Genomic DNA, 12256 nt, shown 5'->3' on the forward strand with positions numbered 1-12256 from the left:
CAGTCAGCTTCTACTACGCAATGTAAACAAAGAGATAGCTGTCTTGTGACATAAAATACGCAACATTTCTCCATAGCAATAGCAATAGCAATAGCAATAGCAAGGCCCACAACTCGGTGATAAGAAACACTACTCATTGATGCTTATCAATTTTAATGCCTATTTCCCACCGCGTAGATCCTAAAAGAGGCTAAAGCGGAAAGGGAGTGCCTGCCGTTCATTGTGTTCCAGGTACGGATACGGTATACCCCATCTTCATCTGTCTTTTTCTGGCTGCTATCGTGGAGTGAATATCTGCTTGATCAGAGAACCACATGGAACTGACTCATACCAGGCCCGTATCACCTCATCGTTCAGCAAGAAAGGGAGGGAGCCACCGCTGATGAGGGCTTTGTTGTAGATGTGCCCGTTGGCGATTCTGAATTCCGCTTTACCACGGGACTGCCTGCATTGTCGGGAGGAAGAATGATCTGATCCAAAAGTTTTATTTATTCAACAAAGCCTAATCCCAGTTATACCTCCAGTCTACAAGCTGCCATAATAGTCAATTAATTGCTTGCAGAATTTCTTGCTTCGGGTGTTACCAACATAACTGCCGTTTAACAAAGACCTGAATTGTCGGGATTTTTCATTATTTAATCCTCTAAATTTATCTTGATTACTATGATAGATGTATATTGACTCAAACTCTCCAATGTTATTTCTTAAAAGCTGTCTATCTATATCTACTGCTATATCGCTGGTTAATGACATATATCTCTTTAAAGAATCTAACTCAACCCTGTCATGGAACTTATCCTCCACCCGATCAACAAGGACGCCATTATCAATTCTGCTGAATGAATGCGCCGCTCGATTTCTTATCCTCCTCATTTTTTCCAACGTTTCAATATTATCACGAATTGAGTCTGGTAATTCTAAAAATACAGACTCAAAACTTTTAGCCCTATCATACCAAGTTCCTTTTACGATAGAGGTTAATATTTTATCGATACTCACTGATTTGGTATTTTTAATTAATTTCACCCCATCAATCGCTCTAAAATCTCCAATTATGGCACCAGGGTCTGATAGCAAGGAAATTGTTACAATCCTTTTTATATAAAATTCCAAATATGAAAGAATTGATGTTAAGGAATTTATATAGCATAAGTTCTGGAAACTTTTGAAATTTCCCATCCAGAGTGTTTTGCTTTTCTCTACTCTTCTGGAGTCCACCCCAGAAACATGAAATATATCATGAATAGTTCGGTCTGCTTTTTCATGTCTTACTAAATATTCCCCAAAGCTTTGTAAGGGTACAAAACTCCAAATGTAATCATTTATTTCGCAATGGTGCTTGTTAAAGATTCGGTAAGAATTTGTATTTGGATCAAGACATCTCCATCGATTGAAGCTTTCGTTCTCATCTTCGTTCATCATTAACATAAACTCCTTATTTAAATTTTAGAGCTTTAATTGTACTATATTAACCATCTTGTCCTGAATATATTCCACATATAAATCCCTCCAAATTTAACAATATTAACACCATCAGAGACATCATTCCTGGGGCGTGGACCGCCCCACCCCGGTAAATGATCCTCTCCACGACTGCAGACAAATTCTATCCTCACGACGAGACCTGTTCAAAGGCCTCAGGATATGACCCTGTAATCGCCATTCATGAGATGACCGCCTTTTTTAATACTTGGAAAATGTCCGCTTAAGTTGCAGAGATTAAATATATCCTCAGGTATAGTTTGTACAGTTTACTTTTTTAATGAAGTATGAGCATAAATTGAAAAAAAATAAAATACACCTAATGTCAAACATGCATCCGTTATGAAGATAAAGTAGTTCTGCGCATGAAAGTCATTTAACAAACGCATACCGAGAAAGGACACCAGTAATGCACCCAGAATGAGGACATAGCTCAGGCCTGTCATGAAAGAAGAAAATGTACGATGTTTATTATAAAAATTACCTTCTCGAGTAAAACTTACGCTACTAGTCGGTAGATTTAATGCTGATCTTATATCAGTTTCAAGACCACTTAAGTACTGATAATTGCGTCTTATAAAACAGGTTTTATGGTAAAGATTTATTGTAAGATAAAAAACTACTATTATGAATATGCTTTGTATGACACCATAGGGAAAGCTTTTCTTGAGCTCCTTTATCCGATCATCACTCGCAATTCCACATAATTTAGCAATAATATCAACAAGTAAGGGCTGAGCTTCAGAAACATTGAAGGTCAGTAGTGTCGAAAAGCCGACAACAGCTAGCAAAATAAGCAGCGACTGATTTCTGCTTTCCCATACTGAAAACGTTAGTTCATAAGTTTTATGATAATGCTCAACCAGCAGTTCTTGGTTCTGCATGACAACCTCAATCTCTTTAAGTTATTTGAATTTTATAACCGCCTTGAACAAATTGGCCTGAAATATTGCATCCTTAAGGGCGTTATGATTAGCTGTCATCGGTACATCGAGTACTTTCGTCATATGAGATGATTTACTTTCGGACCATGACGTTGCCAATCGGCCCATAAACAGTGCTTTAATGTCAAGTGCGCTAAAACCAAATGGATTTTCTCCAAGGTAAACGTGAAAATAATAGTTAATAAACGACCAGTCAAAAGGGGCATTTAGGCCAACAAAGATAGGTATATCATCTGACGACGTTACTTGGTCTATCCACTGTTTAAAAGCCAGCATTGCCTCCTGCGGTGGAAGGCCCCTGTCCTCCAATTCTTCCAGGGTAAGTCCGGTTATTTCAAGCGCAGCAGGAATAAATTCGGATGTTGTTGGTTTGAGTTCGCATGAGAAGTTAACATTCGTATCAGATACCAGACATGCTCCAATACTGAGCAAACTGTATTTCCCAGGGACCGGGCCGGAGGCTTCTATATCAACAGAGATGAATATTTCTTTTTTTACTGTCATGGCATTAACGGATCCATTGAGACTATTGTCGAGCGGGATTTAATTGAATTCCAGTGTGCAAGGAATTCACGCTTTTTGTCTTCAACCATACCTGCATCGCTCCACATGTGGGTTGATACAGTCTGAATGTCAAACGGTAACTGAGTCCCTTCCTTGGCCAGTATCATTGTGGTATGTCCTCTCCCTAATGCATATCCTAGCTCAAGGAAGCAGTTTGGTCTTGACCCCGTAAGGTCTGCAATCACCACCCGGCTTCGGTGAAGTCGTTCAAAAACTTCCTGGTTAACATTCGCATGCTCATAACCCTGGCTACCATCAACAATGACCATACGATACCCCAGTTCATTTTCCATAACGGGTGTAATAACACAATCAAAGTAGTTCCTCACTGCTATGTAATCTTCATGTGCCCTATTCATTAAACAGACAAAAAATGCAGTAGGTGGCGTAAGGTTCTTCAGAAGTTGTATGACGGTCTCAGCACGTTCTTGCGGACTTTTGCGGTTAGGAAAATCCAGCAAATTAATCCAGTCATGAGACGAACGATCATCTTCTGTTTTAAAGAGTCTCTCTGAATGCGAGCTAGCCAGTGCATACTCAAAAATTTTACGGGAACCTGTGTTATTTGCGCCAATATTGAAATTGAGAGGGATAACTGGTTTACCGGCATCATGATAAAGATTTGATAGAAACAACACCCCCTCACTCCCACCGATGGTAATGAGCACGTCGCCTGATCGGGACTGTATCTCCATCCTTTTACTGGCCATATTCCAGTGGGCTGCACTTTCAATCCTGACATGTGAGGTGCCCCGATATTCATCCCATTGTTCAATATATTCTTCGGGGATTTGATCCTCATTTTTATGGTGTTTTACTGCAATAATAAGCGGGCCCGGGGTCCCTGAAGGCCGGTGATGAAGATTTTTTATGACTTCATTCCAGACTAACCAGTCAAAACATATCGGTTTGTTGTCATTGGTACGAAATTTTTCGGCATCAACAGGAATTACAAAATTTGCCCCCTGACGAACTAACCCTCGAACGAGGCTGGCAACAAACGCCCGGGCTTTGTCCACCTCTTCACCAGATGCAAGCTCTATTTGCTCCGGAATGCTGCCCGTAATATGAATCCGCCTTCCTGACAAAAAGTGACTAGGCATGTTACCGGTCCTCCATGACAGGTGATGATTTTAGTGAGAGAGCTGTCTGAAGGATAATCTCGTATGATAAAGGTTTATCCGGAAAAGCTTTTGCCAGTGCAGCCGGATACAATCGTGTACGAATGTCGGAAAACGTCCATCCGGGTTTTCCTTCATTGGGACCTGTAGCCTTAACCAGGACACTTTTTTGCTGAGTTGATAAACCTAAACCTTGTAAATCCATATCAAATAGCGCCAGTCGCTCTGCATCGCTCGGACGAGAAAACTCCTCCACGACAGCGGCACGGCGGATAAGGGCTGCGTCAAGTACGGATAAGCGGTTAGTACACAGAAAAACGACGATACGGCCCTGATATTTTCTAAGGTCGTCAATGCATTGAATGAGGGTATTCACAGCAACCTTATCTTCATGATGGCTATGCTCTTGCGTTCGCGATGAAGCAAGTGAGTCGCCTTCATCAATAATCAGTATGCCACGGCGATTTTTTCCAGCAGACTTTATCACCTCTGCAAATGCCTGGTTTATAAGAGTGCCCATCTCACCGACTTTGCCACTCCCCCTGACTCTGTTACTGATTTTAAAGAGAATGGAATCTTCTGCTCCAGAATCTTTGGCAAGCATGTTTGCAATACATTCAGCTGTTGCAGTTTTGCCAGTACCCACATCCCCATGAAAAATAACGAGCGGGTACTGGTCTGATACTAGGCTGCAGATGGGTAAATTATTCTGATGAAACTTTGCCCCCCAAGATTCCAGTTTCCCCAGATTCAGCAGTAAACGTAACTGGTTGTGGATTTTACTGTATCGATTGTCGAAACCGAGCAATGTTTTCTGTCGTGAAAAAAGGAAACCATCAGGTAACGGTGTCTCGCTGTCAAAAATCTTATTTTGCTGATTCATCATGAAAAATCCTTTCTTTCTATGCCATATCCATTGCTTTCATAATCACGTCCCTTTCTAGAATTAAGGGACGAGTGCGATGTGTCTGCAGTGCTGGGTGACCAAGCGATCTTGAGTTTAGATTTAAGTTTATCTCTGGCGGTTTGATCATAGGCACTTGTGTAGGATATGACGATCCTTAGAAAAGGCGCCGGTACGGTTGGCCACAGTACGCCGCCGGGCCTGCTCGTCTGCAGCCCGTCAGCTTCCGAATTCACAACATAACGGATAGCCCGAATTTCCTTCCCGTCACTAAGGAGTGTCAAATCGATATGTTTAAGATATCCGTTGCATGCTAAAAGCTCTACATCGTGCGCCCATTTTTTAACTTGCTCAACGTCAACGGCTTTTGTACTTTCGGCAATCATAATGAAGTCGGCAGTGACTCGACGCATTACATTTTGAACATCTGCCACCGAGTAGGATTCTGTTGAAGAAAATGACTGACTCATGCTTCTTCCCTTACTTTTAAACGTGGACCAAAGAGCTCTTTCCAGATAGCCAAATCGTCCTCTACTGAAGCGTGATGAGCAATCTCCCATGCTTCGGCAGCAGCATCTACAATCTCAATTCTTTCGTCATCGCTCAGACGACTGGCAACATTGTTGGTCACGCAAACCGGGTCGATAATGACAACTGGATCTGAAAAATCAGGAATATCATTCCCGTTCTCGGGAAAAAATATTTTCTCTTTAAGCCCTGACTGAGCAATGTAAAGCAGAAACTGCCTGAAGCGGCTCTCAATACTTCCTTCTTTACCGTTCTTATCAAGTAGAAAAGCCAGAATAAGCTCAATGGTAAATGATTTCAGATGGATTAACCCGGCGTGATTTCGCCACTTTTTAGCCAGTCGAACAAGCGTTCTGAAGTCATTGTCTGTTTCTTTTCTGTCACGAATAAACTTTATTTGACACGGCGCGCAGGTGTGAAGCTTTGTCCCCTCATGGATGTCGAATTGCCATCCATATCCGGCTTTATCGATGTCTTCTATCACAGGAACAACGTCAACATTCAGCCCGGATTTTACGAAGGTCACGGTTGCCGCTTTTCGCTGTAATTGGAAATCTTCAACAGATTTGTTGGGGTAGAGTTTTACCAGAGCGTTGAAGATTTTTTCGCTGAGACTCCCGAGGGTTTCCTGGGTAACATCCTTTCCGGAAATATAAAAAACCACATCTACATCGACAGGATCTTCATGTGTTTTACGCAAAATTGTAAATTTTGCAAAGGAACCAGCCTTAACAACTTTGGTTATTTTGATCTCATCCTGCTCTTTCACGGATTTTTTTAGCTCAGTAATAAGCCGATCAACCTGAGCATGATATTCAGTTCTTTTATCCGAAGGAAGCCTCAGGACATTACTGTCATAGTAGCGGAGTTCTGTGTTGCTGAGCGGCATGTTTGATCCTTTGTTGACGTTTCTCAGACTGGGGCTGATGACCACTTTTTTTGGAAGTGTCATTGACAAAATAGTGCCGCTTCGTTTGTTTTCAAGGGGCGACGACGAAAAAAAGACAGAATGTATAAGCTCGACCATTTTGCTTCAGGAGGGGAAAATTGGACTCCTTCTAATCCCTATGGCAGAACCTGTGTAGTACAGCTAACTGATCGGCTCCCGAGAGGTTGATGCAATATAGGAGTTAACAATCTCCGTTTCTGGCACGCAGCAGACAGACTGTACGACCTGTACCTGGGAAACGGGACGTTTTGAACTGGTGCCCAACGATAAGGCCATTAAATCCAAGTACTAAATCATCAACGATACCCGCACTACGGTCCGCCACGCCTATCCACTCCAATTGCCCACGCTCTAATTCAGCATAAATGGCTGCGCCGGCTCTTTCATATTGGCCCATGGCCCATATAGCCACGCATTGCCCGGCGCTCGCCCTCTGCTGGGGGCAAGGTTTTTGTTTTCACAATCTTCATTGATGAATCGGGCTTTTCATTTAAAGTCATTCGCTATGCCGCCTAATGATCTCGATTTGCCAAACCAGACAAACAATTCTGGTGTGCTTTTTTGCGCAGGTAATAGAGTGCACAGATTATCGTACATTGTCATATTCTTTACTATGCTTATAAAGATCGAAGACCCACCAGGACAATTGTTTCTCAACTGCCATTCTTAGTGCTTGGTTTGATTTCAGCGATGCATCTTGGGGAATGCCCTCTGGCGTAAAATCGGCAAGCTGTTGCTGGATAAATTTCAGCCGAAATTCTTTCTCCTCAATGCTCTCAATAAAGTTTTTAGTAACGAAATGGCTTATTCAAAAGTCGTTAATTACTTTATCCATTGTCAATATTTTACTAATGAATTCGTTATCAAAACCATCAGAACTTGATAAACAATTTATTACTATAATAATTAATGTCAATTTTTATTTTTTTGTTGGATGATTAAACGGGTTATTTGGCTGCAGTGATGTGTTCATCACATTCCTTTATTTGGATGATTTTAAATTAAATTAGCGTCTACCACCAATTTTCAAGCAAGTCAGCGCCCCGTCTTGTAGACCTTGAGAATTCATTAAGCCACTATACCTTAACAACGCTACCGCCATCAGGGACGTCAGTCCTGATTAAGCATTGATATGTCTAAATGTTACCAAAATTATCAAGTTATTCAAGAAGGCAATCAGATATCTCTTGAATTTTTATATGCTTGGTTATGCGATTGCTATGGGACATGGTTTATGAACTGTAGTAGACCAAGCTGTCAGAAAATGCTCATAAGAAGCGCATTCTTAGCAAGTTCATGAAGATCTTTGAATATGGGGTAATCTTTCTATTAAAAATATTAAGTTAAAACAATGAGATGTTTTTAATTTATTTTATGAACTAGATTTCTATACAACATAAGGCAAATATGTTGGGTTTGTTCTTAACTTCATGAGTTCCTCTCTTTCAGTAACTTACCGATGAATCAGTCAGTTGCCAAAGTTTAGTTGTGGACTTACGATGACTTCATAACGCAAAAATTACGGGGCATCCGCTAAGTTCATGGCATATTCCATCTTACATTTATCAAGGAACAACCAGAGAACTCATCTCATAGTTGATGATGTGACTACCCTACCGGTCATGTTCGCCACAATTTATGGAATGAATGAACTGAGCAAGAAACACCTGGGGACTCAGGAAAACATTTTGTGTTCGCTGCGTTTCTTTTACGTCTATTACTATAAGAAGCACAAACAAACATTTGACTACGATTTCTATCGGTCTGGCTACAATATCTCCTATTTTATCAGGGAGCTTGATGGCTTCTTTACTTACCTGCTCGGGAAGCAACACCTGAGTAACGAGCCCGACATAATTGCTACTGGGTTTATACATTCTGCAATCTCCAGAGCCAACAAGTACACCTATGGTAGGCTTTGTTGAATAAATCAGATTTCGGGTAAGTCTCCCCCGTAGCGGGTTGTGTTTTCAGGCAATACGCACGCTTTCAGGCATACCTGCTTTCGTCATTTTGTTCAGCGCTCGTACCAGGGCCATAGCCTCCGCAACCTGACCATCGTACTCACGCAGCGTCAGTGAACCCCCGAACAGCTGTTTTACCCGGTACATCGCCGTTTCCGCTATCGAGCGACGGTTGTAATCTGTTGTCCATTTCCACCGCGCATTACTCCCGGTCATTCGCTGATTAGCCACTGCACGGTTACGGTCTGCATATTCACCGGGCCAGTAACCCGCACCTTTTCGGGGAGGGATAAGGGCGCTGATTTTCTTACGCCGCAGTTCATCGTGACAGAGCCGGGTGTCGTAAGCGCCGTCTGCCGATGCTGCCCTGATTTTTCTGTGAGTCTGCCGGATAAGACCCGGGAAGGCTTCTGAGTCCGTCACATTGTTCAGCGACAGGTCTGCACAGATGATTTCATGTGTTTTGCTGTCAACTGCCAGATGCAACTTTCGCCATATACGACGGCGTTCTTTGCCGTGTTTTCTGACTTTCCATTCGCCTTCACCAAAGACCTTCAGCCCGGTGGAATCAATCACCAGATGCGCGATTTCACCTCGGGTGAACGTTTTGAAACTGACATTAACCGACTTTGCGCGCTTGCTGACACTGGTGTAATCCGGGCAGCGCAACGGAACATTCATCAGTGTAAAAATGGAATCAATAAAACCCTGTGCAGCCCGCAGGGTCAACCTGAACACGCGTTTAATGACCAGAACGGTGGTGATGGCGAGATCAGAATAGCGCTGAGGTCTTCCCCGTGATGAAGGCGTTGCCGACTCATACCAGGCCTGAATAGCTTCATCATCCAGCCAGAAAGTTATGGAGCCACGGTTGATGAGGGCTTTATTGTAGGTGGGCCAGTTGGTGATTTTGAACTTTTGCTTTGCCACGGAACGGTCTGCGTTGTCGGGAAGATGCGTGATCTGATCCTTCAACTCAGCAAAAGTTCGATTTATTCAACAAAGCCCTCCGTAAGCTGACTGAAATGAATCCGCGCTTCATGCTGGCTTTAAAAGAACAAGAAGAAGCTCTTATTGTACTTGAGGCTCTTGAAACTGACGCTATTAAGGCTCAGGGCGAGAAAAAACTGGTTTCCCTGATTTCTGATGATCAGAATAACCCATTATGTCGGGTTATTGAGCGAATTAATGAGCAAATGCTAATTGGTAAAATCCCCAAAACCCTGGCGGATCTGTTCTTTATTGAACAGAAACGTATAGAGAGAAATAATAATGGCTAAGACCCCACGCAGTCGCAATGCAGACGATAAAGTCATTCAGGGTAAAGAACTTGATGCTTACATCAAAGCCGAGTTACAAGTTATGGTGCATGAGGGACTGGAAAAATCCCCCATTCAACCATCCACATTACATGCCCGTCTTAAAGCCAAAGGAATAATTAAAGGGGGCATTAGTACCCTGACCTCTCGTAAAAGTATCATCAACAATTACAAACTTCGCCAGCATAACAACTACGAAGACGGTAAACGAGAGTTGACTACAGATGAAAAGGATAAATTGGCTAAGGGGCGAACCGGTGCTGCTTATATAAGTAAGGCAAATCGTCTTGATACTGAAATTATAGCCTTGAAAGCTAAATATGAACGAAATATTCTGGCGCTCGCCGACATCATTGAGTATGTCGACAACGCAACCCCAATCAAAGTAGAGGATATTCTTGCTGACGATCTCATTCGAGAACTTGCTGAGCGCAAAAGAAATTCAAGTATGAGCTAATACAGCCGACTCAAGAGTAAACGCCCTGCTCTTTACGTAAAATTAGTGCAGCAACTATCAATACTCCCTCGTCTGAATCAATTATGTCGAAGGGAGTCTTGTATTTTAATGCCCGATTTGGTTCATTACACCAATTTAATGTTGCCCTTTCGTTACCTTCAAAAAGTTCAGTAGCCCTTGTATAACATCATTTTTTGTCATCATATTTTACGCCTGAAGACGTTTTGAGTGCATCGATGAGGTTACTTCGCTCTTCCTCTGTCATCCGGGATATGAGCAATGCAAGTTCAGCTGTTGTCTGATCATCACAAAAAAAGTAGTTTAACGGCACATTTAACTCTGTAGCCATCCGTCGAAGCGTATCAATATCGGGGACATGTCGTCCTTTCTCGTAATGATTCATACGACTGCTAGCCGATGCGGGATCAAAGCCAACATGGAGCCCCAGAGAGCGCTGTGATAGTCCCGCCCTACATCTCGCTTCCTTAAGTCGTTCTGGTATCGGATTTTTTTCTGACACTGATTCATCTTCATCGGCCTCGGGTGCTTAGATTGTCTAAGTATCTTTCATTGTTGTATACTTAGCAATCCTAAGTTAACAGCCTTGTTTTAGCCCTATGAATAGTCAAGTAATCAACCCTGAGTCGTACATATTTTCTGCAATCTTTTATATTGGGAAGGATAATTTCACCAGTAACGATGTAGCGAAAATTCTTATCGAGCGATTTTCACTTCAGAAAACTTTTTTAAAGGCTAAAGCTTTTACTTATAATCAAATTCAACGTCTGGTTAGAAATGGGTTATTAAATAAAGTACGAATAGTTGGTGTATATCAATATTCATACTCAACTACCTCTGAGTTTAACGTTGCAATAAAAAGTGTAGATTTAATTGAGGTACCATCAAGTTCTTCTTGTCAACTTGTTTCAAGTGCAACCAGCAATGAAAACATTAAAATAAAGTCTCTTATTGAAAAATACAGCAGTGAGTTGGCGAAAGTATCAGGAGCAAAGGAGATTTATGAAGAATTGATCATTGCTGTGCCAAGTAGAGAGGATGAATTTAGAAAACTTTCTTTTGAGCAAGAGAGAAAACACATTAAGATAAATGAAAAAATAAATACATTAATTAGAATTGTTAATGAATCTGTTTCGATAAATCAATGAATTTTGAAAAATACTTGAAACTAAATGGATTCATGAAAAAGAGAGGGCAAAGCCTTGCCCTCTCCCCTCATGCACTGATAAATCATCATAAAATGATGATTTACAGCACGCACCACTATATGCTAGTCCTTAATAAATATAATCCCAGCCGACTCCAGATGCAACCTTTCAGTTTACACTGCTACTCATTAAACAATGAGTTCATCATTACACCTTATAAGCTGTAAAGTATAAAAACTCCTTACAGGCTGTTTTTTTAAGAGCATCGAGCATATTTTAAACTAATCAACATGGTCACCTACTTATGAATACTGCTTTTCCAGTTAAACTTCTTAGCCAGTTACGCCCGCTTTTAATTGGTTTTCGTAAATCGAAAGGATTAACTCAAAAAGAATTATCTGCTAGATTGGGTGTGACTCAGCAGACTTATGCTCGCCTTGAGGCAAATCCTTCAAAGGCAAGTTTTCAGCGACTATACAAAGTGTTAAATATTTTAGGGGTGGAGATGTCGCTTAGTTCTGTGCCTATTTTAACGGATGCAAGATCTTCAAATTTTGTAGAAAAAGAGTTTGATTTACCGGCAAGGAGTGAAGATTGGTGATAGTTGCCCAAATGCAGAATGACGGATGAAGAAGCTTTAGGACCTCATCTAAATTTTTGCCGGATACAAGCGCTTTATAAAGATAATGAATCTTCCTGAAAAGCTTGAATCACGTTGTTTATTTGCGGTCATGGCCTAATAGTTAGACCTTGGTCTCTGGCGTCCTGATGAAGTCCGCTGCGTGCCAAAAACGGACATTATAAAACTGGTAGTCTTTCAGATCAGAACAAATCCAAAATGAGCTATTGCAATCAGGT

13 protein-coding genes and 1 pseudogene are annotated in these 12256 nt (G+C 41.6%); 4 read left to right on the forward strand and 10 right to left on the reverse strand.

Translation table 11 applies throughout. The features are described 5' to 3' along the window. Positions 1 to 525: 525 nt before the first annotated feature. From KOSB73_RS24175 to KOSB73_RS24225, 8 genes are all read right to left on the reverse strand, one after another. The gene (locus KOSB73_RS24175; protein ID WP_098141112.1) at positions 526 to 1422 is read right to left on the reverse strand and encodes a hypothetical protein; all 897 of its coding nucleotides are present in this window, start codon (positions 1420 to 1422) and stop codon (positions 526 to 528) included. A 329-nt stretch (positions 1423 to 1751) separates the two neighbouring features. Further along, the gene (locus KOSB73_RS24180; RefSeq protein ID WP_098141114.1) at positions 1752 to 2366 is read right to left on the reverse strand and encodes a hypothetical protein; all 615 of its coding nucleotides are present in this window, start codon (positions 2364 to 2366) and stop codon (positions 1752 to 1754) included. 21 nt (positions 2367 to 2387) lie between these two features. Further along, a complete protein-coding gene (locus KOSB73_RS24185; protein WP_098141116.1) occupies positions 2388 to 2930 on the reverse strand; it encodes a 3'-5' exonuclease in 543 nt (180 codons plus the stop codon). Then, positions 2927 to 4093, reverse strand: coding sequence for a hypothetical protein (locus KOSB73_RS24190; RefSeq protein WP_098141118.1), 1167 nt, complete (start codon positions 4091 to 4093; stop codon positions 2927 to 2929). The genes KOSB73_RS24185 and KOSB73_RS24190 overlap by 4 nt, the downstream gene beginning before the upstream one ends. Position 4094: 1 nt before the next feature. After that, positions 4095 to 4997 (reverse strand): ATP-binding protein, encoded by a 903-nt coding sequence (locus tag KOSB73_RS24195; RefSeq protein ID WP_098141120.1) that lies wholly within the window; start codon positions 4995 to 4997, stop codon positions 4095 to 4097. Continuing rightward, positions 4994 to 5485, reverse strand: a complete 492-nt coding sequence (locus tag KOSB73_RS24200; RefSeq protein WP_098141122.1) for an HORMA-1 domain-containing protein — start codon at positions 5483 to 5485, stop codon at positions 4994 to 4996. Before KOSB73_RS24200 ends, KOSB73_RS24195 begins: the two co-directional genes overlap by 4 nt. After that, positions 5482 to 6432 carry a CBASS oligonucleotide cyclase gene (locus KOSB73_RS24205; protein WP_098141124.1) on the reverse strand — a complete coding sequence of 317 codons (951 nt, stop codon included), beginning with the start codon at positions 6430 to 6432 and terminating at the stop codon, positions 5482 to 5484. Before KOSB73_RS24205 ends, KOSB73_RS24200 begins: the two co-directional genes overlap by 4 nt. Positions 6433 to 8462: 2030 nt before the next feature. Further along, positions 8463 to 9431: an IS5 family transposase gene (locus KOSB73_RS24225; protein ID WP_077268328.1), complete on the reverse strand. Its 969-nt coding sequence runs from the start codon at positions 9429 to 9431 to the stop codon at positions 8463 to 8465. 65 nt (positions 9432 to 9496) lie between these two features. Between KOSB73_RS24225 and KOSB73_RS24230 the strand changes: the two genes are divergently transcribed. Beyond that, on the forward strand, positions 9497 to 9736 hold the full coding sequence (locus tag KOSB73_RS24230) for a hypothetical protein (protein WP_243395050.1): 240 nt from the start codon (positions 9497 to 9499) through the stop codon (positions 9734 to 9736). After that, complete coding sequence (locus tag KOSB73_RS24235) at positions 9729 to 10232, forward strand: hypothetical protein (protein WP_094645244.1); 504 nt, start codon at positions 9729 to 9731, stop codon at positions 10230 to 10232. Before KOSB73_RS24230 ends, KOSB73_RS24235 begins: the two co-directional genes overlap by 8 nt. Before the next feature lie 10 nt (positions 10233 to 10242). Here the strand turns inward: KOSB73_RS24235 and KOSB73_RS31205 are convergent. Both KOSB73_RS31205 and KOSB73_RS24245 read right to left on the reverse strand, forming a co-directional pair. Beyond that, positions 10243 to 10347 (reverse strand): annotated as a pseudogene (locus KOSB73_RS31205) (MbcA/ParS/Xre antitoxin family protein); the annotation flags it as partial. Between the two features lie 72 nt (positions 10348 to 10419). Beyond that, positions 10420 to 10752: a helix-turn-helix domain-containing protein gene (locus KOSB73_RS24245; RefSeq protein WP_094645243.1), complete on the reverse strand. Its 333-nt coding sequence runs from the start codon at positions 10750 to 10752 to the stop codon at positions 10420 to 10422. Positions 10753 to 10849: 97 nt separating this feature from the next. Between KOSB73_RS24245 and KOSB73_RS24250 the strand changes: the two genes are divergently transcribed. Beyond that, positions 10850 to 11398 (forward strand): hypothetical protein, encoded by a 549-nt coding sequence (locus KOSB73_RS24250; protein ID WP_094645242.1) that lies wholly within the window; start codon positions 10850 to 10852, stop codon positions 11396 to 11398. Between the two features lie 304 nt (positions 11399 to 11702). Continuing rightward, positions 11703 to 11999: a helix-turn-helix domain-containing protein gene (locus KOSB73_RS24260; RefSeq protein WP_094645240.1), complete on the forward strand. Its 297-nt coding sequence runs from the start codon at positions 11703 to 11705 to the stop codon at positions 11997 to 11999. Positions 12000 to 12256: the final 257 nt, after the last annotated feature.

Source organism: Klebsiella grimontii, from assembly GCF_900200035.1.
Lineage (GTDB): Bacteria > Pseudomonadota > Gammaproteobacteria > Enterobacterales > Enterobacteriaceae > Klebsiella > Klebsiella grimontii.

Coding starts and splice junctions, on each gene's coding strand:
- KOSB73_RS24175 (WP_098141112.1), bottom strand. CDS start 1,422: ATGATGAACGAAGATGAGAACGAAAGCTTCAATCGATGGAGATGTCTT.
- KOSB73_RS24180 (WP_098141114.1), bottom strand. CDS start 2,366: ATGCAGAACCAAGAACTGCTGGTTGAGCATTATCATAAAACTTATGAA.
- KOSB73_RS24185 (WP_098141116.1), bottom strand. CDS start 2,930: ATGACAGTAAAAAAAGAAATATTCATCTCTGTTGATATAGAAGCCTCC.
- KOSB73_RS24190 (WP_098141118.1), bottom strand. CDS start 4,093: ATGCCTAGTCACTTTTTGTCAGGAAGGCGGATTCATATTACGGGCAGC.
- KOSB73_RS24195 (WP_098141120.1), bottom strand. CDS start 4,997: ATGATGAATCAGCAAAATAAGATTTTTGACAGCGAGACACCGTTACCT.
- KOSB73_RS24200 (WP_098141122.1), bottom strand. CDS start 5,485: ATGAGTCAGTCATTTTCTTCAACAGAATCCTACTCGGTGGCAGATGTT.
- KOSB73_RS24205 (WP_098141124.1), bottom strand. CDS start 6,432: ATGCCGCTCAGCAACACAGAACTCCGCTACTATGACAGTAATGTCCTG.
- KOSB73_RS24230 (WP_243395050.1), top strand. CDS start 9,497: ATGCTGGCTTTAAAAGAACAAGAAGAAGCTCTTATTGTACTTGAGGCT.
- KOSB73_RS24235 (WP_094645244.1), top strand. CDS start 9,729: ATGGCTAAGACCCCACGCAGTCGCAATGCAGACGATAAAGTCATTCAG.
- KOSB73_RS24250 (WP_094645242.1), top strand. CDS start 10,850: ATGAATAGTCAAGTAATCAACCCTGAGTCGTACATATTTTCTGCAATC.
- KOSB73_RS24260 (WP_094645240.1), top strand. CDS start 11,703: ATGAATACTGCTTTTCCAGTTAAACTTCTTAGCCAGTTACGCCCGCTT.